Here is a 24,512-nt window from a genome sequence, read left to right as displayed (position 1 = left end):
CCACCGCGATCGGCGGGTCATCCGGTGCGACGCCGGCGCAGGCACCGGGTCAGCGGATCGTGGTGTGTTCTCGGGCTGGGATCGCTCGTTCATGCCGATGGTGTCCTGGGAGGTGGAGGGGTGGGAACGAGCCGGCCCCGCCCTGCAGCTGGGGACTGCGGGACGGGGCCGGTTGCTTCATGCCATCAGGTGCCCTCGAGGGACGGGCACAGCTGGTGTCAGTCCTCGATCTTCAGCGAGCGTCGAGCCCAGAGGCCGGCTGCTGCGAGCAGACCGAACCCGGCCACGAGCATGCCGCCCAGGGGCAGGCTGCTCTCCGAGGCGCCCTCCGCGCCGGTACCGGTCTGGACGTTCATCCCGCGGTTGCTACCGGCGGGTACGGAGCCCTTCCCGGTGCCGGTGCCGGTGCCGCCGACGCCCGGGATGGCGCCGGGAACGACGACGCCGCCGCCGGTGCCGCCGCCCGTGCCGCCGCCCGTGCCGGTCCCGCCGACGATGATGCCGACATTCCCGTCACCATCGATGTCGAAGTCGATGTCGATGGTCGGCCCGCCGGAGCAGGCCACGATCGCGGCGTCGAAGAGGTCCTCGATCGCCGCGTAGTCCACGGTGAACGCGTCCGCGTCCACACGGAGCTCGTTCGCGGCGGCCACGGCCAGTTCGAGGCGGACGTTCGCGGCGATGATGGCTTCGAGGTTCGCAGCCGCGATCACTCCCGCCCGAGCCTCGGCGACGCCGTCCTCGGCGTCGGCCAGCAGCACCAGTGCGGCATCGAGATCCGCCTGCGCGGCGTCGACCTCGATCTGGCCCTCTGCTGCCACCGCGACGGCGGCCTCGAGAGCTGCCTCGAGGGCGTCCAGGTCGATCTCGGCCACGACCTCCGCCTGCGCCTCCAGGGCGTCGTCGATCGCATCCTGGAGTGCGACCAGGTCGATCGCGGCCACGGCCTCGGCCTGAAGGCGCTCGGCGTCGTCGAGCTCGATCTCCAGGGCCTCGAGCGCATCGGCGGCCGCGTCACGAAGCTCGGTGATCTCCTCGAGTGCTTCACCGAGGCTGACGATCAGCGCGGCGTTGGCGGCAGCATCTGCCGTGGCCTCGGCGAGGACGATCCGCAGACCGTCGAGGGTTTCCTGGCCCTCGGCGGCGTCGGCTGCGGCGGCGTCGAAGGTGGCCTGCAGCCCGGCGACGATCGCCAGACCGGCATCCCGGTCATCCTCGGCCACTTCCAGGAGGCCCTCGAGCTCGACGATGGCTGCAGCGTTGTCTGCCGCGGCGCCCACGGCTTCGTCCCGGATGTCCTCGAGGCCGGGGATGGCATCGGCGTTGGCGGTCACCGCGGCCTCGGCCACGGTGACGAGGATGGCCAGATCGATCTGGGCCTGCGCATTGGCACTCAGCGCGGCCTGTGCCTCCGCCAGCGCGATCTGTGCCGCTCCAAGGCCTTCCTGCGCCTCCTGGACGTTGCCGACCGCCACACCCAGGGCGACCCTGAGGAGTTCTGCGTCCGCTTCTGCGCTGTCAAGGTTCGCAACAGCCAGGTTCAGGTTGATCTGCAGCTGACCGAGGTTGATGGTCGCCTGGGCTGCGAGCAGAGCATCGGTAGCCGAAGTAACAGCTGCCTGTGCGTTGAGGATCGCCGTGAGGTCGCCAGAGGCGACGGCGGTGACGAGAGCAGCTGTTGCGGTGTCAAGGGTGGTTTGAAGGCCGGCCAGAATGCCGCTGCCCTCGTTGAACGCTCCGAGTGCCGCGTTCGCGGCGATTTCCAGGGCCGCCACATCAGCCAGGGCCAGATCGAGATCGACAGCAAGGTCGGCGGCTTCGTCCGCCAGCCCGGGCAGTGCAGCCTCGATGGCATCGACCTCCGCCTGGGCAGCGTCGACGGCGGCGATGAGGCCGGCCTCGGCGCCGACAGCGGCGTCCAGGTTCGCCTGTGCGTCGACGACGGCGGCGGCCAGCCCAGGTCCGGCAGCCACCGCGTCATCGAGGGCCGTCTGTGCGGCCTCGACGGCGGCCACGAGCCCGCCCCGGACCTCGACCGCGCCGGCGAGGTTTCTCTGAGCAATTGCCAGATCGGCCTCGAGCCCGGCCTGCACTTCGACGGCGTCGGCGAGGTTCGCTGCTGCATCTGCGGCAGCCCCGTCGAGGGCCTCCTGCGCCTCTTCCGCCTCGTCGACGTCCTCCTGGGCGGCGTCCACGGCGGCATCTAGGCCCTCCTGCGCTCCTTCGGCGTCGTCGAGCAGGCCCTCCGCCTCGAGGACGTCGTCGTTCAGGCCGGCGAGCACGTCGATCGCGGTGTCCACGGCGTCCTGTGCGGCGTCGACGTCCTCCTGGAGCTGGGCCAGCAGCGCCTCGGCGTCGGCCAGGTCCTGCTCCGCGGCATCGACTGCGGCCTGCGCGTCGGCGAGGGCCTGCAGCGCGGCGTCGAGGTCCGCCTGAGCGTCGACGACCGCCTGATCCAGGGGAGCCTGGATCAACTCTGCGGCGTCGAGGGCCGCCTGTGCGGCATCGACGTCAGCCTGAGCGTCGGCGAGGACGATGAGGGCGGCGTCCAGGACCTCCTGCGCAGCGGCGGTGTCCGCCGGGACGGCGGCCACGAGGGCGTCGCGCTCGGCGAGGGCCACGAGAACGGCCTCGAGGGCCTCGCCCAGCTCGGCCGAGAGACTCTCGTCCGCTGCAGCAGTATCGAGCGCCGCCCGGAACAGGCTCTGGGCGGCCAGGCAGTCGGCGGAGTTGGGAGCGGCCGAAGCCGGCGCGGCAGTGAACAGAAGACCGCCGGCGACGAGGGCAGCGGTTGAACCAGCGGCAACGAGCCGTGTGGATTGAGCCATGACGATTTTTCCCCTTTGAAAGTACTTTGTCAGCGGAGCGCGCCGGAAGGGCTCTTCCGAGCTGCGGAAAACCACTGTGAGACCTGGGAATTTCCTGAGACCACGTCCTGGGACTCATGTCACACCATCGACTGCGTGGAGCGCTATGGCCGATACGCTAGAGTTTCTCGTCCGATCGGCCACCACAATAGACAGTCGGCCAATACGGGAAATCCCCAAGTTTCTCGTTGCATCTTCACCAGGAATACGTCAAGATCAGGGTGCTGCACTCGCCCAGATACTTTCTCCGTCTCCCTTTGTCAGGTTTCGAGCGCTGCCGGACAACGATCGGTTTCGCCGCAATGATGCGTATGGCCCGCAATGGGTACCCGTTTGTCATGCGAGGGAAATGCCGGATCGGATTCCGTGTCGTCGTGTTCATTCTCATAAGGGCAGCCGATGGATTCCCGTGATCAACAGTGGTTGACGGCGCAGGCCGCATCCGAGGCCGGCCTGTTCGTCGACGACATCTGGGTGCGCTACGTCTCCCTCGGGGGTGCTGCGGATGCAGTGGCCGTGGCGGCCTACCTCCACGGCCTGGTGCTCCTCGACGACCTGCAGCGTGATCTGGTCTCCTGCGCGATCAACGGCATCCTCGCCGATTCCCCGGACGACGCACCACCGCCACCTCCCGGAGAGCGGGACTCACCGGCGGCGCCCGTCTCGACCACCTCGAAGGGGGCCACCTCCTCCCTCGACGAAGGTGATCCCGAGGTCCACCTCCTCGGCCGGTCCGCCGCTGATGGGGCCTGGCGGTGTGATGACTGGCCTCGCGTGAACACGCGCCTCGTCTCGATGTTCGACCCCGACGAGGCGGAGAACCGCCGGCTGAAGTCCCTGCACGCCACCGGTCTCCTCGACGCCGGGCAGGAGGAGCGCTTCGATCGCTTCACCCGGCTGGCCCAGCGGGAGTTCGGGGCGTTCATCGCTATGGTCTCCTTCATCGACGCGCATGATCATCTCGTCAAGTCCATCGCGAACTCCACCGATCCCGGTGTCATGGAAGCGGGCATGCGGACGCCGCGTCAGGAGTCCTTCTGCCACCACACCGTCAAGGAGGACCGTACGCTCATCATCCCCGACACCACCCTGGAGGAATACTCCTCCCACTGTCCGCCGATGACCGCGAATTCCCTGATCAGGTTCTATGCGGGGCATCCCCTCACCGGACCGGGAGGCTGGCGGATCGGGGCCCTGTGCATCATGGACACCGAGCCGCGCACCCTCACCGACCAGGAACAACGGCGCCTCCGGGTGCTGGCCGCCTGCATCCAGATCGAGATCCTCGACCTCATGACCCCCACGAGCTAGCGCAGCAAGCAGTTCTCCTCCCCGGGGCAGGAGACCCGGTGAACTTTCACGTAGCCCCTACTCGTGTGCTCGGTGCACCCACGCAACTAGCGTCGCTCCGGGGGACACCGGCTCGGTGCCGGGGAACCCCCTCACACTCCGCCCGTCGCCGATCACCGGGGGTCCTCCGCCCATGTACCGCGCCTACAAAGCTCCGCTCACCCGCAGGCTGCGACGCCGCATGCGCCGTCGCATCCACCGCGTGAGGCCGTACCAGTGGCTGCAGTACTTCGGGCTGCTCATGCTCATGGTGGGCGCCGGCATCCTCGTGGGCCTGGCACTGAACCTGTAGGCGGCCCCGATCACGGGCGTGTACCGGCTCGCCGATGCAGGTGGGGCGTGGCAAACTAGATAACCGTGCGCAGGTGCCCCTCGCCCGAGGGCCCGGTGTCGCACGGTCCGCCCTGGTGTAACGGCAGCACCCCAGCCTTTGGAGCTGTGGAGTATAGGTTCGAATCCTATGGGCGGAACGGCGTGAGCCCCGGTACCCCTTTCCCGGGGCGCGCCGGATCGCAGCATGAACCCCAGGTAGGAGTGCCCGCTTCGTGAGCCCCCAGAGTGTGAACACCGACTCGCAGGAACCCACCGGAGGCGGCCCGGCCGCGGTGATCGTACTGGCAGCCGGAGCCGGCACCCGCATGAAGTCCCGCACCCCGAAGATCCTCCACCCGCTCGGCGGCCGTTCCATGGTGGGCCACGCGCTGGCCGCCGCCCGCGGCCTGCAGCCGCGCGAGCTCGCCGTCGTCGTCCGGCACGAGCGCGAGCGCGTCGCCGCGCACATCGCGGAGCTCGATGCCGCCGCCCTGCTGGTGGACCAGGATCACGTCCCGGGCACCGGGCGCGCCGTGCAGGTGGCGCTCGAGGCACTGGACGCCCGCGGAGAGGGCGTCGAGGGCACCGTGGTGGTCACGTACGGGGACGTGCCGCTGCTGGAGGCGGACACCCTGCACGCCCTGGTGGACACCCACACCCGTGAGGGCAACGCCGTCACGGTGCTCACCGCGGAGCTCGACGACGCCACCGGGTACGGCCGGATCATCCGGGCGGAGGACGGCACGGTGCTCGGGATCGTGGAGCACAAGGACGCCGACGTCGCGCAGCGCACCATCCGCGAGGTCAACTCGGGCATCTACGCCTTCGACGCCGCGGTGCTGCGCGCCGCACTGGGCCGGATCGACACGGACAACGCGCAGGGTGAGCTCTACCTCACGGACGTGCTGGGGGTGGCGCGGGCCGACGGCGGCCGGGTGGCCGGCCTGGCGGTCCCCGACCGCTGGCAGGTGGAGGGCGCCAACGACCGCGTGCAGCTGGGCCAGCTGGGCGCGGAACTGAACCGGCGCACGCTGGAGCGCTGGATGCGCGCGGGCGTGAGCGTGGTGGATGCGGCCAGCACCTGGGTGGACGTCTCGGTGGAGCTGGACGAGGACGTCACGCTGCTGCCCGGCACCCAGCTGCACGGTGCCACGCGGATCGCGCGCGACGCCGTGATCGGCCCGGACACCACCCTCACGGACGTGGAGGTGGCCGAGGGCGCGAAGGTGATCCGCACGCACGGCAGCGCCTCGAGCATCGGACCCGGAGCCTCCGTGGGCCCGTTCACCTATCTGCGGCCGGGCACGTCGCTGGGGCAGGAGGCCAAGATCGGCGCGTTCTACGAGACCAAGAACGTGACCGTGGGCCGCGGCTCCAAGCTCTCCCACCTCGGGTACGCCGGTGACACGGAGATCGGCGAGTACACGAACATCGGCTGCGGCAACATCACCGCCAACTACGACGGCGTGGCCAAGCACCGCACGGTGATCGGCTCCCACGTGCGCACCAGCTCCAACACCGTGTTCGTGGCACCGGTGAGCGTGGGCGACGGCGCGTACACCGGCGCCGGCGCCGTGGTGCGCAAGGACGTCCCCGCAGGCGCACTGGCCATCACCGCGGCCTCCCAGCGGAACATCGACGGCTGGGCCGCCGCGAAGCGCCCGGGTACCGCCGCCGCGGAGGCAGCGGCAGCCGCCACAGACCCCACAGCAGTTCCGGCACTCCAGGAAGACGGTCAGGCATGAGCGAGATCACCGCACACGGCGAGAAGAAGCTGGTGATCGCCTCCGGGCGGGCGCACCCTGAGCTGGCGGAGGAGATCGCGTCCTGGCTGGGCACCGAGCTCCTCCCGGTCTCGGCGTACGATTTCGCGAACGGTGAGATCTACGTGCGCTCGGGGGAGAGCGTGCGCGGAACGGACGTGTTCGTGATCCAGGCGCACCCGGCACCGCTGAACAACTGGCTCATGGAGCAGCTGATCATGGTGGACTCGCTGAAGCGGGCCTCGGCCAAGCGCATCACCGTGGTCTCGCCGTTCTACCCCTATGCGCGCCAGGACAAGAAGGGGCGCGGGCGCGAGCCCATCTCGGCCCGGCTCGTGGCGGACCTGTACAAGACGGCCGGCGCGAACCGGCTGATGTCCGTGGACCTGCACACCTCGCAGATCCAAGGGTTCTTTGACGGCCCGGTGGACCACCTCATGGCCATCCCTCTGCTGGCCGACTACATCCGAACCCGCGTGGACGCGGACAACGTCACCGTGGTGTCCCCGGACACCGGGCGCGTGCGCGTGGCGGAGCAGTGGGCGGAGCGCCTGGGCGGAGCTCCGTTGGCCTTCGTGCACAAGAGCCGCGACCTCACGGTGCCCAACCAGGCGGTGTCCAAGCAGGTGGTGGGTCAGGTGGCGGGCCGCACCTGCGTGCTCATCGACGACATGATCGACACCGGGGGCACCATCTCCGGTGCCGTGCAGGTGCTGAAGAACGCGGGTGCCAAGGACGTCATCATCGCCGCGACGCACGCCGTGTTCTCGGAGCCGGCCTCGCGCCGTCTGGCGGAGTCCGGCGCGCGGGAGGTGGTGGTCACCAACACGCTGCCCATCCCCGCGGAGAAGCGCTTCGCGCAGCTCACCGTCCTCTCGATCGCCCCGCTGATCGCGCGCGCCATCCGCGAGGTGTTCGACGACGGCTCGGTCACCAGCCTGTTCGACGGCAACGCCTGATGCCTTCGGGGCCGGGTAGTTCCCGGCCCTGGTGCGAGTAGCGGGCGCATGGAGCCGATGGAGAAATCCGAGTAGGGCTCCGGGTGGTCCCGTACCATCCACTCGTGCTACGCCGTCCTTCCTTTCCTACGCTGGAGCAGGATCACGATCCTGTGAGCCGAAGCCGGGGAGAAGACATGTCAACGCAGTCGTACCGAGTGGTTCCGTCCCGCCATCCGGCGCGTCCTGGAGTACCAGGACCCGCTGGCACGCGCGCGCCGGGCAGCACCCAGGCGAAGCGTGCCCTGGTGGGCCGCGCCGAGGAGCTGGCAGCGCTGCGGCAGTCCCTCCGGCTCCAGGACGTCTGCGGCGCGGTGCTGGTGGGAGCGCCGGGGCTCGGGAAGACCAGCCTCCTCCAGGCGGTCCAGGACTCGTCCCCTCATGAGTACTTCCTCCGCGTCCGGGGGGCCCGGGCCACGGCCTCCGCGCCCTACCGTGCGCTGAACTTCCTGCTCTCGCGCCTCCCCGCCGATCTCACCTCCCCGCCGCTGCTCCCCACGGCCCTGACCGCGTACCTCCGCAAGCGGGCCGGAGGGCGGCCCCTGGTGTTCGCGGTGGACAACGGCGAACTCCTCGATGCGGCATCGGCCACCCTGATCGGCCAGCTCGTGGCCAACGGCACGGCCCGGCTGGTCATGGCCGTCCGCGACTTCGCCCGGCTGGATCCGGTGTTCTCCGCCCTCTGGCGGGGCAGCAGGCTCATCCGGCTGGACGTGGCGCCGCTCGACGTGGCCGAGACACGGCACCTCCTGGAGGCCGAACTCGGGGCGCCGGTGAGCCGCGAGGCCCTCGAGGAGGTCCGCGACGCCGCACACGGCAACCCGCAGGCGATCCTGGAGACGCTGCAGGGCCTCGTGGATGCCGGTGCCCTCGCCCGGCGCGGCCCCGCCTGGGTGCTCCTGGGCAACGTCCCCGCTCCGAGCGCGCCCGGTGCGGCGCCGTCCGCGGTACTCGCACCGTCGGAGTGCGAGGTGCTGAAGCTCCTGGCCCTCGCCGGGCCCTCCCCCTGGGCGCACCTGATCCGGCTCGTCGCCGCCCGGGATCTCGACGCCCTGCAGGGCCGGGGCCTGATCACGGTCACGCTGCAGCAGCAACCGGTGTTCTCCGTGGCCGCTCCCCGCCGTGTCCGCGCGCTCGTGGCCGCGACCTCGCGCGCCGAGGCCGCTGCCCTCCACTCCCGGTACACCGCCGTCTCCGGTGCCGCCCGGTCCCTCGAGGCCGATCCCGTGCGCCGCACCGTGTGGGCGCTGAAGGCGGGCCTCCCCGTGGGCGAGGAGCAGCTGGTGGCCGCCGTGTCCGCCCTCAACGCGGAGGGCCGCTACGCGCACGCCGCCGAGCTCGTCGACGCCGGACGGGGCGCTGGCGACGCCCCGACGCCCCCGAGGCTGGCACTGCAGGGTGCCGTGGCGGCGCTCGGCTCCGGGCGGCACCGCACCGCGGAGATCCTCGGCCTGAGCCTGGCCACGGTGACCGAGCAGCCCGACGTCGAGCTGTGGGTGCGCTGCCGCATCCAGCTCTCGCGCATCCAGCGCAGCCTCTCCACCGCGAATGCCGCGGAGTACCTCGACGCCGCGATGACCCGGCTCATCGAGCTCCGGTACACCGCGGACGCGGAGGCCGTGCCCGGACTCGCGCGCCTCGCCCGGTTGATCGGCACGGAGCAGGCGGAACTCGCCGCCTTCGAGGGCCGCTTCCACGAGAACCTCCTGACGGCGCCCGCGCTGCTCGCCGAGGAGTCCGGGGAGTCCGGGGATCCCGAGGTCCGCGTGACCCTGCAGTCCCTGCTCCTGGAGGCGCACGCCCTGGTGGACCAGCGCCCCGCCGAGCCCGAGTTCCTGCGCTCCCTCGCCGCCGGTCTCTCCTCCCGGGAGGTCTCCTCCCCGGTGGCCGACGCCGCCCTGCAGCGGGTGGACCTCGCCGCGCGGCTGACGGGGGACCGGAGCCACGAGGAGTACCTGGGCGGGATCCCCGGTGCCCCCGAGCGGTGGTCGGTGCGGCGCGGTTCCCAGGCGGAGCTCGCGGAGGCCCTCACCCTCCTGGCCCAGGACCGCCCCCGCGACGCCGTGCGCCTGCTCGGCCCGGTGGTGGAGCAGCTGCGCGAGCTGGACCCGCACGGGTTCCTGCCCGCCGCCGCGGCCGCCCTCACCTACTGCCATGCGCAGCTCGAGTCGCGGAACTCGATGATCGCGCACCTGCCGCTCTCCGACGCCGGCGCCGGCCGGTCGTGGTCCGTGCGGCGCGCCGCCCGGCACTACCAGCTGCTCTCCATCACACGGGAGGAGAGCCGGGCCGAGTCCGCCCGCCGGTTGCAGGAGTGCGCGGCGGAGGACCTGGCCCTCGGCGCCACCAGCTGGGCGCTCGTCGCGCTGACGGCCGCCGTCCGGCTCGGGCGCGTGGACGCGCTCGAGGAGCTCCGCCGGGTGGCCGGCAGCCTCCACGGCCCGCTCGCCGGGACCTCCGGCCTGTACGCCACGGCGTTGCTGGGCAACGATCGCGAGTTGCTCGTCGAGGCGATCGGGCAGGCCGTGGCCGCGGGATCCTACCGGTTCGCCATGGACATTGCGCAGTCCGGCATCGTCGCGGCGACCCGCGCGCAGGACCGCGCGGGTGTGCGGTACCTGCAGCGCCGGCTCAAGCAGCTGCTGCCCGAGGGGATCGGCCGTGCCGAGGCGTACGAGAGCTTCGAGGCCCTCACGGCGCGGGAGCGCGAGATCGCCCTGCTCACCTTCGCCGGGCACAGCAACAAGGTGATCGCGGAGCAGCTGTTCGTCTCCGTCCGTACCATCGAAGGGCATCTGTACCAGGTGTACACGAAACTGAACGTCAGTACCCGGGCCGAGCTGGCCGAGTGCATCCCGCCGGGGTGCACCCCTTGATCCAGCACAGTTCCGCACTGGTGGGCCGCGAGGAGCTGCTCACCGGGATCCAGGAGGTGCTCCGGGGCGAGGCCCTCTCCGGGGTGTACGTGACAGGAGGTACCGGGGCGGGCAAGAGCGTGCTCGCCCGCATGCTCATCGAGCACCTCGGGGAGGAGTTCGCCTCCTTCCAGCTCACCCCGGCGGCATCGCTGACCGCGGTGCCCTACGGTGCGCTGTCCCCGCTGCTGGGCGAGGCGACGTCGTCGGACCTCGCCTACCCCCGCACCGTGCTGCGCGCCGTGCTCACCTTCCTCCGTAAGGAGGCCGGGAAGCGCCCCGTCCTGGTGGTGGTGGACGACGCCCACCTGCTCGACGGCTCCACCGGGTACGTGCTCGCCCAGCTCGCGGCCGCCCGCGCCATCCACCTCGCGGCCTTCGCGCGCCCCGGCGCCCCGGGCTCGGCGGAGCTCACGAGCCTCACGCGCGACGGCCTGGTGCAGGAACTCGAGCTCACACCGCTCACCTCCGCCGACGCCCTCCAGCTGTGCCGCGGGAAACTCGGCGGCCCGGTGACCCTTGGCGCCGGCGAGCGCCTGCGCGCCGAGGCATCCGGGAACCCGCTGCTGCTCGCCGTGCTCCTCGAGGAGGCCGTGGCCACGGGCGCGCTCGCGGAGACGGACGGCGTGTGGTTCCTCGATGCGGGGGAACTCCCCGTACCGCGGGCCCTCGTGGACCTCGTGCGGGCCACCCTGCTGCCCTTCGACACCGCCGAGCGCACCGCGTTCGACCTCCTGGCCCTCGGGGAGGCGCTCAGCTTCCAGGACCTCGCCGCCCTCACCGGCGAGGACACCGTGTCCGCGCTCTTCCGCGACGGCCTGATCGAGCGGTATCCGCAGCACCCCGTGCTCGCCACGCTCAGCACGCCCCTCTTCGGGCGGGTGGCCCGCACCCTGGTCCCGATGGGACGCAGCACCGCCCTGCTGGCGAAGGTGGAGCAGATCACCGGGAGCGGTGGCGCCCACCTGCCGCAGCAGGCGCGCATCCGCCGGGCCCTGTGGAGCCTCGAGTGCGGCCGCGCCGTCCCGGCCCCGGACCTGCTGGCGCTCGCGGACACGGCCCTGTCCGTCGGGGATCCCGGCTCCGCCCTGCGGCTCCTGCACCACGCCGGACCCGCCGGTGACGCCACCTCCCGCGTGCTCCGCGCCACCGCGCTGTTCGACCTCGGGCGCGTGGAGGAATCCCGCACGGCGCTGGAGGGGCTGCTCGAGACCGCCGCGGACCCGGAGGTCGTCTCGGCGGCCGGCATCCTCGAGGTGCGCCGGCTCCTGGCAGCGCGCGGGGACGTCCGCGGTGTGGAGGGCATCAGCGAGCGCTGGAAGCACGCACTCGGTGAGGGTGCCGCCGACCCCGGGAACGCAGCATCAGAGAACACGGCGTCGGGGAATGCAGCATCCGAGCATGCTGCGTCCGAGCACGCAGCATCCGACGACGTCGGGGGCACCGCGGTGGCAGCAGTCACCGCGAGCGAGGAGCGCCGCACGGACTTCCGTGCCCTCGGCCTGAACCGTTCCGGCCGGTACATGGACGCCGTCGGCATGCTCGAGCCGCTGCTGGCGCGCGGTACGGACGGCACGGCGGGCGTCCTGGCCCGGTGCCTGCTCATCGAGGCGCTCGGGGAGCTCGGACGCAGCACCGACGCCGTGACCCACCGTGAGGTGGCGGCTGCGCAGCTGACCGGTGAGCGGCACCGGGTGGCCCAGCTCTGCCGCGAGTTCACCCTGCGCTCGGTCCGTGAGCTCGTCCACTCGGGGCAGCCTGCGGCGGCGCAGCAGGCCATCGACGCCTACACCTCCTCCGGCACCCCGGACTTCGGGTTCCTCAGCGGGAGCCTCGCGGCGCTGCAGGGTGCCCTGGAGGTGCGTGCGGGGCGCTTCGGCGCGGGGCTCGCCCTCCTCGGCCCCGCCGTCGCGGCACTGCGCCGGGCGGATCCGGACGGCCTGCTCACCTACGCGCTGGGTCTCACCGCATGGGCCACCGCCGTGCACGGGGACACGGACGCGGACACCGACCCGGACGCGCCCACCGCGGAGCGGGAGGACGTCGCGGACCCGGCGGAGGCGGAGACCTCCTCGGTACTGCTCGGCCGGGCGTACGCGGCGGCGGCGAATACGCTGCTGGACCCCTCGCTCGGTCCGCGTGCCCTGCTGTCCGGCGCGGCCGAGGCGCGGCACCGCGGATGGATCACCTGCGAGAAGGACATCCTGGGCCTCGCCTTCACCCTCGGCCATCCGCGGGCCGGCACCCTGCTGCGGCAGATCACGAGCACCATGCAGGGGGCGGAGGCCGCGGTGCTCACCACCATCGTCTCGTCGTGGTCGGTGAAGGATCCCGAGGTGCTCGTGGCGGCGGCGGACCGCGCGGAGCTCCTGGGGCTGCCGGTCCTGGCGGCCCACGCGTGCCGCCGGGCCATGGACCTGTACGGGGTGAACAACGACGTCCGGTCCCAGCGGCTGCTCGCCCCCACGGTCCGGCGCCGCCGCGCACTGATCGACGGCGCCCTGTTCCCGGAGCTGGGGGAGGAGGCCGGCGGTGCCCCGCTGACCCTGCGGGAGCGGGAGATCGCGGTCCTCACGCTGCGCGGATTCTCCAACCGGGACATCGCCCAGGCGCTCACGGTGTCCGTGCGCACCGTGGAGGGCCACCTGTACCGGATCTTCGTGAAGCTGGGCATCACCCGGCGCGAGGAACTCACCGCGGATCTGGAGCCCTCACTGCTCGCCATGTAAGCGAACAGGTATTTTCGAAAGCTAATTAGAGTAGTGGCCCAGCATTCTCAGGGCTTCTCTACTCGTGATCGCCGCTTCCGGTGCCCGTAGTGTCGAACCCGTTGGACAGAGCAGCGCGGGGAGACCTGCCACTCTGTGCGGCCCCTGAACCGGGTCGGTGGCGTAGGAGTTCTCTTGAGACCAGGACTTCGTCCCCAGCCGCCGCCGGCCCTCAGCTGTGAAAGAGCCCCCGTACTCCGGTACGGGGGCTCTTCGCGTTCACTGCCGGATCCACGGCCGTGGCTATAACGAGGGTGCCCACCCCGAGTGCGCCGAGCCCGACGCCGGCCCAGACCAGCAGGGGAGTGGCGCACCGGTGGCGGCGAGACCCGAGGTCGCATCGGCGGTAGCTGGCACGGAGGCGCCGACGGCCACCGGTTCCCGGACGGTCACCTGAGCGGTGAAGGGGGTGGTGGCGCTTCCCTGTGCAGTGAGCGTGCACTGGCCCGCGGCGTCGATCGTGGCGGTGTAGACGAAGCTGCCCGCGGCGTCCGCACTGACGGGCGCCGATGCCGTGGAAGCCGCGCCGTCCTCGGTGGTGCACGTGGTGTCCACCGCGAGCTACTCGTTCGGGGTCATCCCGCTGCCCTCGAAGTCCGAGGCGTAGTGGAGAAGTCGGAGTTAAACACTGAAGGAACAGACCTGGTGGGCCTGTTCCTTCAGCAGGTACTACTGAGCGTCAGTCGCTGAGTGCTTATGCCTCTGCGCCGGCGCGGCGACGGGCAACCACGATGCTACCGGCACCCAGGCCGAGAGCACCGATGCCTGCTGCGCCCCACAGGAACATGGAGGCCTCGATGCCGGTGTTGGCCAGCCCGCCCTTCACGCCTGCAGTGGTTCCGCCGGCGGTGGTGCCGCCGGTCGTTCCACCCGTGGTGCCACCGGTGGTTCCGCCGGGAGTGGTGCCGCCCGTGTTACCACCGGTGTTACCACCCGTGGGAGCCGACGCCGGGACGACGGTGACCACCGAGGTGACGGTGCGCCCGGACTCGGCGCCCACTGCTGTCAGGGTGTACGAACCGGGCTCGCCGAGGGTCAGCGGGATCGAGAAGTTGCCGTTCGCGTCCGCCTTGGTCTGCACGGGAGCCAGGACCTGGTTCAGCACGATCACGCCGGTGCGTGCCGCTCCGACCCGGCCTGCTCCAGCTGCGCCGGAGGCGGCGGGAGGAGCACCGTTGTACACGATGGTGATGTTGACGTTCTCGAAGCTGGTGAAGCCCGAGCCGCCGAACACAACCGTGTTACCGGAGACGATGACGCTGTTGCTCACCGTGCCGGGAACTACGGGTGCAGGGTACTCGGCTGCCTGGGCTGCGCCCGCTCCGAGGAATGCGATGGACCCGGCGATTGCCAGGGTCGAGATGGTCTTCTGCATAGCGATATCTCCCCAAGAGGTATGTAGTGACGAATGTGAGGAGATCGGCCCGCCTTTCCCCAGCTGGACGACCCTCGGTGGTCCCCCTGCCGGCCTGCGCCGGCTACAGAAATGCTGAGCAGTCTGTGGTTCCCAGTAGTGAAGGTATCAGCATTCGAGTAACACGCGTAGTTGAACACGTAGTTTTTTCGAGTAGTTAATCTGTCGGAAACGTCCAGTAGCTGGTAGTAGCACGGATCGACATCAACAGGCTCAGTACGTGCGCATGATCGTCGCAGGTTTGCCCACGGTGAACCCGGTCAGCCGCAGGAGGCGTCCACCTGCGTCGGCTGGACCACATCGCTCACCGGCTGGATAGTGGGAGTGACGCTCAGCACGGGGTCATCGGTCTGCACCACGTTCGTGAAGGCGAGGTCCACCGTGACCGACTCACCCGGGGCGAGTTCCGTGGTCACCACGCCGACCGGCCGGTTGCCATGGAGGAAGGACCCGAGAGGTACCTCCGCACCATCGATGCGGGCGCCGGCGACTGCTGCCTGTGCGGGACCGTACGCCACGACGTTCGTCCGGACATGGCCCTCGGGAACTCCAAATACCGCACCACCCGTCACGTACCGAGGCAACGACGTTGCAGCGTCTGCGGGAGCAGTGTTGGTCAGAGTCACCTGCGCGGTGTACTCGCGGACGTCGTCAGGAGAACAGGACTGGATGAGCTCCACCGTGCGCTCCACGTAGTAGTCCATCTTCGCGCCGGTACCGTCATTGAAGTAGACGCCGAAGCTGGCGCCACCCTTGGTCGGGCCCGTGGCGGCCCCAGCAAGCTGCGTGGAGGCGATTACGGCCTGCTCGTCCGAGACATTCGACCATAGATAGAGGCGGTGCTCCTCGGTGCTCTGCGTGAGGGCGTCGATCAAACCGGCATTGTCTCCCGCACCTTCGGACAGGGTGGAGAACACCTCTCCGGCCACGGCTGCGAAGTAGATGTCCTGGAACTCGGGTTCCTCGATCTCCGAGTAGACATCCGAGAGCAGGGTGTCCACCACGTTGTCCGTATTCAGGAACTCCGGCAGGGCCGTCTGGCTGATTAGTTGCTCCACCAGGGGATCGTCGATGTCATCCAGCTCCACGGGACCGGTGACACCGAGCAGCTTCGAGAGCACCACGGCGTCCATGGCGAGGACGCCGTCCACCCGCTGTCCCTCGTTCCGCTCCTCATACATCGCCTTGGCGGTCTGCGCCACGGTGGGGAAGTCAGGCGTGAGGTTCGCGCTCTGGAGGAAACCTCCGAGGCGCGAGGAGTAGATTTGAGCCTGCTGTGGGTCCACGTCGAGTGGTGGGTTGAAGCGCCCCATCTCAGTGGCGCTTCCTTGCCCCACGAGTTCGATGGCACCGCCATCGGTGCGGATGAGCGCATACGCGCCGGGGATGCCACCGGTGGCACGGATCTCCGCGCTGTTCTGGATGAGCACCATATAGGTGCGCGGTCCATCCGCCCCGAGCATCGGGGGTAGGACCTCCGCGGCAGCGGCTGCACTGGACAGTGCCTGCCGAGCATCGTCCATCGCGTCAACGGCTTGCTGGAGTGGCTCGGAGATCTGCGGAAGCAGTCGGCTGCGGTCGATCCCGTTCAGGCGTTCATAACTGAGCTGGAGCGTGTTCGAGGCAGACGTCAGGGTGGGGGAGACCTCCTCCAGCGGCGTGACATCGATACGACCGTCACGGGGTGTGAGGCTGTCCCAGTCCAGGGAGTCGAACTGCCGTACCAGCGGGGCGACGGCGCGATCCATTACGTCATCCGCACTGACTGCGACTTCGGAGACGGCGGTGAAGTTCTGACCGACAAAAGGAATCAGACCTGCAGCCTTCCACACGGGATCGGTCCCCGCGGACCGAGCGCTGTCGGCATGGTCCTGGAGCTCCTCCGTGAGAGCCACCGACCTCTCCACATCGCCCTCGAGCGCAGCGGTCTGCAAACTGGGCAACGTCTGGATCATGTTCTCCAGGCTGCTGTGGACCTGCTGTGCGCGGCTCGCAAGCCATAGACCACTCGCGATCACCAGCAGAAGAACGAGCAGTGTAATCAGAACGGACCACCTGCGCCGGCGAGACGATCGTTTTCTGCGGCGAGGCACGTCGGACATCACGGCGCCTTCACGTTCCTCGCCGCCACGTCGCGCATTCTCTGGAGTCATTAAAGGAGTCCTTACTGAGTATTGATGTAGCTCAGGGAGCTAGTACGCGCCGTGCTTACCGACCACGGCTTTGAAGGTACGAAGCAGAATGGTGATGTCTCCGAGGAACGACCAGTTCTCCACGTAGTAGAGGTCCAGTCGCACGGTCTCGTCCCAGGACAGGAGAGATCGGCCGCTGACCTGCCAAAGTCCGGTCATGCCAGGGCGCACCAGAAGGCGGCGATGTGCGCGGATGTCGTAGCGCTCGACCTCCGCCGCGAGGGGAGGCCGTGGCCCTACCAGGGACATGGATCCGCCCACCACATTGAACAGCTGGGGTAGTTCGTCAAGGCTGAACTTGCGGAGCACACGCCCAACCTTGGTCACCCGGGGATCGTTCTGCAGCTTGAAGAGAACCTCATTGCCCTGGTTCTCGCTACGTAGTTGCTCCAGGCGGGCCTCTGCATCCATCACCATGGAACGGAACTTGTACATCTGGAAGCGCCCGCCGGCAGTGCCGATGCGTTCCTGGCGGAACAGCACGGGCCCCCGTGACCCTAGGCGTACCAGGAGTGCCAAAAGAATGAGGATTGGGGAGAGGCAAACGATGAGGGCGGATGCTCCCACGATGTCCATGCTGCGCTTGATGAAGCGCTGACCCTTCTCCAGGTTTGGAGTGGACACGTGAATGAGGGGCAGACCGGCAACTGGGCGAGTGTGGATGCGCGGGCCCGCAATATCCGTCAAAGCCGGCGCCATGATGAGCCGGATATCGAGGTCTGCCAGCGCCCACCCAAGGGCACGAATAGTTTCCGGTGCCAACTGCATGCTGCTGGACAGAGCTACAGCGTCGGGTCTGAAAGAGGAGATATCAGCGATGATCTCGTCGGAGGTGACGCCCCTACCAACAATCGGTAGCCCCAGAGCAGTCTCCAGGTGTGTCGTTCCCTCGACTCCGGGTAGATATGCCCCGATGGGGTTGTATCCCGCCATGGGCTGAGCTCGCAGCGACTCGGTCAGATGGTCCACTCCACTGGTACTTCCGACTACCAGCACCTGCAAGGAACTCAGACCCCGCGCTCTCTCGATATGCAGGAGGCGGCGCACGATCGTACGCGAGAGCAGCAACATGATGAGGCCGGCCGGGAGCGCAATCCCTATATAGCCGCGAGCTGTATCTATCTGGAACGCGTAGCTGACGATGGCCACGGTCCCGAAGAGAATCAGCGAAGCGCTGACCACGCGCTTGTACTCCTCCGTGCCGTGCCCTAGAACCGTTGGTTCACGGGTGCCTCGGAGAAACAGCATCGCCCACCAGGCAGCTGCGAGTACCACGGAGAGCACAACGTAGGGCTGAGACGCTACCTCGAGCTGTTCAGTCTCCGGCACTCCAAACCGCACGAGCAGTGCGCCAACTGTTGCCCACAGCACCACGGCAGCATCGATGATCGCCAACCGTCGCGCATACCGCCGAGCCCAGCTCTTACCTACTTCTGCGGTGGACACAAGATCCCCATACTCCTGTGGTGTGCCGCAGCTCTAGTGATCTCTCGAGGGGGACGCATTGAGGGCCTTCTCGTTAGCATCGGGTGAGGCTTTGCTGGAACTACCTCGTCCCACTCGTCCGGGAGACTTCAACGCTGGGGCTTCTTTCGCTTCGTAGGAGTAGTAGCTGTAGGCGTAGGCATCTGGCCCCTTTGAAGGGAGCAGGTTGATCACGACTCCAAGGAGATCAGCCTCGACCATCTCCAAGTTGCCAAGGGATTTCTGTAGATCCGGCAGTCTCACCTTCGACGATCCGATCACGAGGACGACCCCACCCACCTGCTGAGCGAGAACAGCCGCATCAGTCACAGGAAGAAGAGGAGGTGCATCGATGATCACGGCATCGAACTTCTCCTCCAGGCGGGTGATCAGCCGCTTCATGGCATCGGAACCCAGAAGCTCACTCGGATTCGGCGGGATCTGACCTGCCGTCAAGATGTAGAGCTCATCAGTGCCCCACGGCTGCAGCAGGTCCTCTACTTCCGCGCGACCGATCAACGCGGTGGTAAGTCCGGCGTTACGTTCCAGTCCCAAATACTCGTCCACGCGCGGTCGGCGAAGGTCCGCATCGACGAGAACCACTGACTGCCCACTTTGAGCGATCGCGATGGCAAGGTTCGTGGCCGTCGTGCTTTTTCCTTCGCCGGGAAGGGATGACGTGACCAGCACTGCCTTCGACTTGTGGCTCACGTGAGCGAACTGAAGGTTCGTACGGATCTGGCGGAATGACTCAGCACGTGGACTCTGGCCCGGTACTTGGGTGAGCAGGGGCTTCTTTACCGCATCGTTGTCGAAAGCTATTCCCCCGAGCAGAGGTGCTTCGCTCGCACGGCGGAGATCTGACTCGCCACGCACACGTGTGTCCAGTGTGGTGCGTAGTACCGCTGCACCGGCTCCGAGGGCAAGGCCCACCAACAATCCCAGGGCTAGGTTGAGGGGTGTGTTGGGAGCGGAGGGCTCGGAAGGCGCTATTGCCGGGGCAATCACGGTGGAAGTAACCGGTGAACTCCCGCCCTCCGAAGGCCGCTCGAGCTCGTCCACGGCGATCATCAAGCTGTCCGCCGTCGCCTGAGCTATCGCAGCTGCTTGAACAGGGGAGGTGTCATCCACGGCGATGGTGATGATCACAGTGTTGAGATCGGCAGTGGCGGTGATCTTTTGGGAAAGCTGACCCGTCGTAAGGTCGAGACCGAGGGCATCGATCACCGGCTGAAGCACCAGCGATTCGTTCACAGTGTCTACGTAGGACTGCACACGGGCCTGAGTGAAGGTGTTGCCCTGCTGGAGTTCTTGTACACTGCCCGAGCTCTGAAGAGCCATGAACAGTTTGGTCTCAGCCGTGTACGTAGGGCGGACCATGAAGGAAGCTAATGCGCCGATCAGGAGTCCAACAACGGTGCAGACCGTGATAAGCAACCAATTGCGGCGCAGGATACGAAGGTAGTCACTCAGCTCCAAAGGGAGACCTCTCAAGATGTTCGGCTAATGACAGGTAAGTACCAGAACGAGACCGAGTACATCACCAAGAACGTCCGCGCACATGGCGGAAGGTCGTGCCGAGTCTAGCCGCGCAATGTCGCTTGGTTCGTGCGGCTCTGCCCAAGCGTGTCGCGCATGATCACGCTGAGGGAGATGTCGACTGACCAGCCGGCTTTTAGGATCAAGGAGGTCGGACAGTTCTTACGGCGCAAAATCCAGCCTAGTTATGTCCTGGTACGGGTCGTGATACTGATGACGTGCCGGGTGGTGCCGGGTGGTGCCGGGTGGTGCCGGGTGATGCCGGGGTGAGAAAGAGCCGTGGAAACTCGTCATAATTGAGTGTGTGGGTCAGGTGTAATCGGGGTGGCCAGTCGGGGCTTGGGTAATAGTCAAGGACTTCCGACGATCGAAGTGCTCACGCTCACCATCGATCAAGACCTCGACATGCTCAACGCTACCTTCGTCCGGCCTGGCCTTGACCCCGGATGGTGGACACCTCGAAGAGGGTGAATGGTCTTTAAGGGAAGGAAACGTCGAGAGTTTACTCCTTCAATACAACGGCGAGGCCATGAAGCTGGTGATCAACACCGGCGGGGCAGTCGCGACCGTCGCTCGTGAGCTTGGTATCCGCGAGGCCTCGTTGGGGCCGGTGGGTAGACAGTTTTAAGGCCCGCAACGACACCGGTGAGAGCGCCGTAACCGAGTCCAAAAGGGCCGAGTTGCCTAAGCTGCGTAAGGAGAATGGGAACTTGAAACCCGACCGAGCGTTTACAGAAAAGCGTCCTTCTTCGCGTAAGGCGAGCCTCGGATACGAACGTCGAGCATTCGAGCTGATGCGCGCGGAGAAGACCAATCTAGTATCAGAAGCAGGCCCGGCTTTTGGAGGTCTCCCGGTCCGGCTACTACGCCTGGGCTGCGCGCATTCCCTCACGGATAGAGGCCCGCTGAGTTCGTATCGAACAGAAAGTCGCCTATTTCGACGGCGATTCTGATGAGGTCTACGGGTCACCGAGGATCCTGGTTGACTTACGCGGCGACGGCGGAGCGGTGTCCCGGGAGGCCGTTGCGAGAGCAATGACGTCGCTGGGCCTGGCCGGGATGTGCACGAAGAAACGGAGTATGACCACGGTCATTCATCTCGCCAACGCGTACACGGTGGATAAGGTGAAACGACGGTGAGATACCGAGGCCCTAAACTAGATCTAGGTTGGCAATATCCCCTACCTGTGCCTTTGAAGCCTGGGTGTATCTGGCGATCGTCATCGACGCCTACTGCCGCTGGGTAATCGGCTAGGCCCTCGCTAAGCACATGCGCACCGACCCTGATCTAGGACGCCCTGCAGATGGTTCTGACACTGCGGCAGGGCCCGCCGACACAGGTCACTTTTTACAGAGACCGAGGCACGCAGGCAAAATTCAATCGGTCGTCGCAACACCTCGATCACCAAGGTGATGATCCGTTTGCCTTCAAGCACTTTCATCGCGAGCGCCTCCGCAGCGAGGAGTCTGAACGGGCCTGCCTCACCCAGAGCGGTCGCGGACGTCGTTCAAGTGCTCGTCGAGCTCGGCTGTCATGCGGAAGACCTGTGAACTCGACAAGCTATTGATGCTCAAGGTATTCACGAGCTTCCATTCGGCACGTGGAGACGCCCTCCGAGGTAGCAGCCCGCAGCCACGGTAATCAGCGCCGACTCCGCCCGCTTCATCCGCTTGAGGACCCAGTCGGCGGAATAGGTGCCGGAGTGCAGCTTCGGAACAGCGACATCGAAGGTCCCGACCTGGGTGTCCAACTCGCGGTACCCGTACTCGTCACGCTAGGTCAGACGATCCGGGCTCGGTTGACCCCACTGAGCGCCGGCTACGGCGCCGGCGTCCTCCGAGAGCAGCGCGTTTTAATCATGGTTTGCAACAGGCTGCGCATGAGCCCTGGGGACGCTTTGGCGAGGGCTTCAGTCAACAGACGGGCAAGATCGAGAATGTGACGGGCGGTCGTCGTGGTGATTCGGTACGAGAGGGCTGTAGGAAATTCCTCAAGGGATCACGCGGTAGCCGCTTTCATGTCCATCATCATGACGAACCCGCAACCGCGATTAACCACAATGCCGGGTACAACTGAACACATTCCAACTTCGCGAACCAGTCGATACGATTCTGCACTCGGGTCGAGGATTGCAAGCCGATTTCCTTCCAAGGTGCTCGTGTAAACGCCTAAAGAGCAGGAGGTTGAACGGGTCCGTAGGACAGGTCAACACAGGCGGTGAAGATGCCGCAATGGAGACGCTATCCGAACTTCTGCAAAAATGTCCTTCACCAACAACGGTGAGAGATGACGGAGGACCTCCGGCCAGCGACCGTGACCTGGATCGAATAGACGCACCATCGTGGATGTCATCAGCGAGCACTTGGCAAATTGACCCCAGTCAAGTTCGAGATGCTGGAACGAACCGCCCCTACAGCGGCCCCAAACCAAACACCGCAAACTTGGAACTGAACCCTCGACAAAATCCGTCAGCTCTATACCCCGTCGCTCGATCCCTGCTCGACTAGGCGACCTCAACTGCACCTAGACCCCCGATCGCGATGAGTAGCTATAGGCAAGCAATATTCAGATCAACATAAACAAAATCGTCAAATACTCCTAGCTCTTTGTTAATTAATTGCCAATTTTCGATATACTTTTCTCAACTAGCTTACGAGCGTTGTCCAAGTCCGTAACTAAATGGGACCTATTCGCAATCAAACTATTGATGAACTCTACGATTTGATCAGGCGAGGTTTCTTCAGTTGGCCGCCATGCTAAGTCTATGGGCGACATCGCCTCGAAGGTTCGAACAATCTTCTCCGGATCACTTGTAGTTAACCCAACGGGCACTGCTCCCTCTGACAGACCAAGAATCAACACATGTATTCGGTCGCTTATCACTACAACGCTCTCGCGGTATAGCTTGCGGACCCTTAACTCGTGCTCTGCGTGTGACTCAACTCCCCAATCTAAGGTAGTCGCATCAAATCGAGCAGCCAATTCTGCACATCTATCTCTATCCCGTCTCATCTGGTTCACGACGACAACATCGAGATCTTTCTCAGACGCAAATTCTCGAACGCCTCGAACCCACGATTCCGACGGCGCTGGCCGATCGCCTCGTAATGCGATAGCAACCTTACGACGGCCCGAGGAAGCTTCTAAAACTGACGCTTGTTCTCCAAGAGTAAAAGCCCAATCAGGTGCAACTGCTCCTAGGCCAACAGCGTCACGACTCAGCGAGTCTCGCCAGCTGACAATTTTAATTCTTTTTAGGAGTACTCGTAATACTCGAAGGGACGTCCTTGAGTATCCAGGCCGTATCGAGATGCCCATTGCTATAGACGATCCGCCTTTCGAGCTATTCGCAATCAGGGCGAGAAAAAACTGCCATGAAGCATTGACGAGAAAACGTTTATTTAGAACGTATTCTCCAGCATTGGCTGCAAATATTAATCCCGAATTCCGATGCTTGATCGCAGAGAGCAGCCATTTTTTCTTCGAGAGATAAGTTACGTCATCTGCCCTAATTCCTAATGCTGAAACATAGTCTTCATTATCACCCACATAAATGTGAAGATTTCCAGTTTTCCTGAGTGCGTCAAGGTATGCGCGTCGAAGGACCGAGTCGCCTAAGTTGTCACGTTGCCCGCTAGGGTTGACGAACGTAGCTAAAAGGGGTGGCTCAGTCGTTCTTTTCCTCAATCTCATCAGCATCTTCCGGTAGAATCGATTTGTAAACATGAAAGTAACTTCGAGCAATATTATCCCAGTCTCGGCGTACAAGCCGAGGTTTAGAACCATGCAAATTTTGAGCGTGTTGCAGAGCTCGGTCTATATCTGAAGGCTGCAACTCATCGTCAAAAAGAGTTAGCCATTGCTGTCCTACCTCTTCTGATAAGGCGACGTTAGCGGCTGTTCGAGGAACCAAGGCGGGTTTGCCCAAAGACAGCGCAACGAGGAGTACGCCTGAGTTATGCATTTCTTTGTAAGGAAGAACTACGACCTCTCCTTGCGAAATTTCGTCGACCATTTCCTGGTCCGACACAAAGCCAAATTTGAAAACTATACTCGAATTACCCTTTGCCTTCATCATCAGCGATTCTTGCATCAATGCACTAGCTTTTCCAACGACGCTGAGAGACATAGCCCGACGAGCTTTCTTGTATTGCTCGATGAGGCCGTCAACATTTTTGTATGGTTCTATTCTACCAAAATAGACAATTCTTCCAGGTATGGGTTCTACTTCGCTTCCGGGAAGTGTTTTAATATAGTGGCCATGAGGAATCAACACGGTGGGTTTACTCCCAGCAGGAAGTACTGTTTCGTTCAGCACTACGTATACAGATGTTCTCTTCTCCAGAATTACTAGTAGAAGATTCTCTATTCTTGAACCAGGCGTATGAGGCTGTAGGTTATGGAAAGTTCGCACAACAGGTACTTGTTTTACGATCAATCGAGTAACAAAAGTAAGAAAAAGTAGCTGCTTCAACGCCCTCAGTAGCAGATTGTTATGCCGAACAAGGTACTCGGGCCAATGGACATGGAATAAGTCATAACGCCCAAATAGAGCGGCTCTCCAACTGAAGTACTTAAATTGAACAGCGGAAGGCGCTTCGCGCACTATCTGATCCACAAATTTCGTTGTTGCACCAGGAGGTGCAGTTGACATGAGCACTACAAAATTAGATCTGAAACTGGAGTTGGCGATGGCGGAAGACCTTCCCGATCGTTCTCTAGTGCATATGCACCTTTACATCATCATACGAGCAGAGATCGGTAAGGTGTGGACCTACACGGCTCGAATGACTGCCTTCGATTCTCATCAAGACTTCATCTGCCATGACACCATTACAGAGATCACCGGTAGTTTCGGGGCAGACACGCCGAGCCGCTTGCGTTTGTACCTGAGGCTTGCGTTTACAGTGGGATGAAGTGATAGCCGTA

The 24,512-nt window shown here is 65.4% G+C and carries 15 protein-coding genes, 1 tRNA gene and 1 pseudogene; 8 read left to right on the top strand and 9 right to left on the bottom strand.

Annotation, left to right across the window (positions count from 1 at the left end; genetic code table 11):
• Positions 1 to 218 precede the first annotated feature (218 nt).
• Positions 219 to 2,828 carry a hypothetical protein gene (locus AC792_RS03970; RefSeq protein WP_049829279.1) on the bottom strand — a complete coding sequence of 870 codons (2,610 nt, stop codon included), beginning with the start codon at positions 2,826 to 2,828 and terminating at the stop codon, positions 219 to 221.
• 438 nt (positions 2,829 to 3,266) lie between these two features.
• Between AC792_RS03970 and AC792_RS03965 the strand changes: the two genes are divergently transcribed.
• From AC792_RS03965 to AC792_RS17880, 6 genes are all read left to right on the top strand, one after another.
• Positions 3,267 to 4,178 (top strand): GAF domain-containing protein, encoded by a 912-nt coding sequence (locus tag AC792_RS03965; protein WP_082177387.1) that lies wholly within the window; start codon positions 3,267 to 3,269, stop codon positions 4,176 to 4,178.
• A 437-nt stretch (positions 4,179 to 4,615) separates the two neighbouring features.
• Positions 4,616 to 4,687: transfer RNA gene (locus AC792_RS03955), tRNA-Gln, on the top strand.
• A 75-nt stretch (positions 4,688 to 4,762) separates the two neighbouring features.
• Positions 4,763 to 6,274, top strand: coding sequence for a bifunctional UDP-N-acetylglucosamine diphosphorylase/glucosamine-1-phosphate N-acetyltransferase GlmU (gene glmU / locus AC792_RS03950; RefSeq protein ID WP_082177386.1), 1,512 nt, complete (start codon positions 4,763 to 4,765; stop codon positions 6,272 to 6,274).
• The gene (locus AC792_RS03945) at positions 6,271 to 7,251 is read left to right on the top strand and encodes a ribose-phosphate diphosphokinase (RefSeq protein WP_049829275.1); all 981 of its coding nucleotides are present in this window, start codon (positions 6,271 to 6,273) and stop codon (positions 7,249 to 7,251) included. The genes glmU and AC792_RS03945 overlap by 4 nt, the downstream gene beginning before the upstream one ends.
• Before the next feature lie 287 nt (positions 7,252 to 7,538).
• Positions 7,539 to 10,166: a helix-turn-helix transcriptional regulator gene (locus AC792_RS03940; protein ID WP_049829274.1), complete on the top strand. Its 2,628-nt coding sequence runs from the start codon at positions 7,539 to 7,541 to the stop codon at positions 10,164 to 10,166.
• Entirely contained in the window at positions 10,163 to 12,934 is a 2,772-nt protein-coding gene (locus AC792_RS17880; RefSeq protein WP_160317601.1) for a LuxR C-terminal-related transcriptional regulator, read from the top strand. The genes AC792_RS03940 and AC792_RS17880 overlap by 4 nt, the downstream gene beginning before the upstream one ends.
• A gap of 282 nt (positions 12,935 to 13,216) precedes the next feature.
• Here AC792_RS17880 and AC792_RS03930 read toward each other — a convergent pair whose 3' ends face one another.
• The 5 genes from AC792_RS03930 to AC792_RS03910 form a co-directional block, all read right to left on the bottom strand.
• A complete protein-coding gene (locus AC792_RS03930; protein ID WP_049829272.1) occupies positions 13,217 to 13,528 on the bottom strand; it encodes a hypothetical protein in 312 nt (103 codons plus the stop codon).
• Positions 13,529 to 13,667: 139 nt separating this feature from the next.
• Positions 13,668 to 14,348 carry a hypothetical protein gene (locus tag AC792_RS17215; RefSeq protein ID WP_049829271.1) on the bottom strand — a complete coding sequence of 227 codons (681 nt, stop codon included), beginning with the start codon at positions 14,346 to 14,348 and terminating at the stop codon, positions 13,668 to 13,670.
• Positions 14,349 to 14,647: 299 nt separating this feature from the next.
• A complete protein-coding gene (locus tag AC792_RS03920; RefSeq protein WP_235436351.1) occupies positions 14,648 to 16,342 on the bottom strand; it encodes a DUF4012 domain-containing protein in 1,695 nt (564 codons plus the stop codon).
• A gap of 237 nt (positions 16,343 to 16,579) precedes the next feature.
• On the bottom strand, positions 16,580 to 17,974 hold the full coding sequence (locus AC792_RS03915; protein WP_235436349.1) for a sugar transferase: 1,395 nt from the start codon (positions 17,972 to 17,974) through the stop codon (positions 16,580 to 16,582).
• An 84-nt stretch (positions 17,975 to 18,058) separates the two neighbouring features.
• On the bottom strand, positions 18,059 to 19,522 hold the full coding sequence (locus tag AC792_RS03910) for a polysaccharide biosynthesis tyrosine autokinase (RefSeq protein WP_082177383.1): 1,464 nt from the start codon (positions 19,520 to 19,522) through the stop codon (positions 18,059 to 18,061).
• 975 nt (positions 19,523 to 20,497) lie between these two features.
• Here AC792_RS03910 and AC792_RS18150 point away from each other — a divergent pair.
• Positions 20,498 to 20,722: an IS3 family transposase gene (locus AC792_RS18150; protein WP_082177382.1), complete on the top strand. Its 225-nt coding sequence runs from the start codon at positions 20,498 to 20,500 to the stop codon at positions 20,720 to 20,722.
• A gap of 260 nt (positions 20,723 to 20,982) precedes the next feature.
• On the opposite strand, the pseudogene AC792_RS17660 reads toward AC792_RS18150, so the two are convergent.
• The 3 genes and pseudogenes from AC792_RS17660 to AC792_RS16135 form a co-directional block, all read right to left on the bottom strand.
• Positions 20,983 to 21,545, bottom strand: a pseudogene (locus AC792_RS17660) (transposase); the annotation flags it as partial.
• Between the two features lie 651 nt (positions 21,546 to 22,196).
• On the bottom strand, positions 22,197 to 23,276 hold the full coding sequence (locus AC792_RS16140) for a polysaccharide pyruvyl transferase family protein (protein WP_235436358.1): 1,080 nt from the start codon (positions 23,274 to 23,276) through the stop codon (positions 22,197 to 22,199).
• Positions 23,251 to 23,901: a glycosyltransferase gene (locus tag AC792_RS16135; protein ID WP_235436347.1), complete on the bottom strand. Its 651-nt coding sequence runs from the start codon at positions 23,899 to 23,901 to the stop codon at positions 23,251 to 23,253. The genes AC792_RS16140 and AC792_RS16135 overlap by 26 nt, the downstream gene beginning before the upstream one ends.
• Before the next feature lie 334 nt (positions 23,902 to 24,235).
• Between AC792_RS16135 and AC792_RS03900 the strand changes: the two genes are divergently transcribed.
• Positions 24,236 to 24,499, top strand: coding sequence for a hypothetical protein (locus AC792_RS03900; RefSeq protein ID WP_049829269.1), 264 nt, complete (start codon positions 24,236 to 24,238; stop codon positions 24,497 to 24,499).
• The last annotated feature ends 13 nt before the right edge of the window (positions 24,500 to 24,512 follow it).

It is taken from the genome of Arthrobacter sp. RIT-PI-e (assembly GCF_001187915.1).
In the GTDB taxonomy this organism is placed as follows: domain Bacteria; phylum Actinomycetota; class Actinomycetes; order Actinomycetales; family Micrococcaceae; genus Arthrobacter_D.
This window is presented reverse-complemented; position numbering and strand designations above follow the sequence as displayed.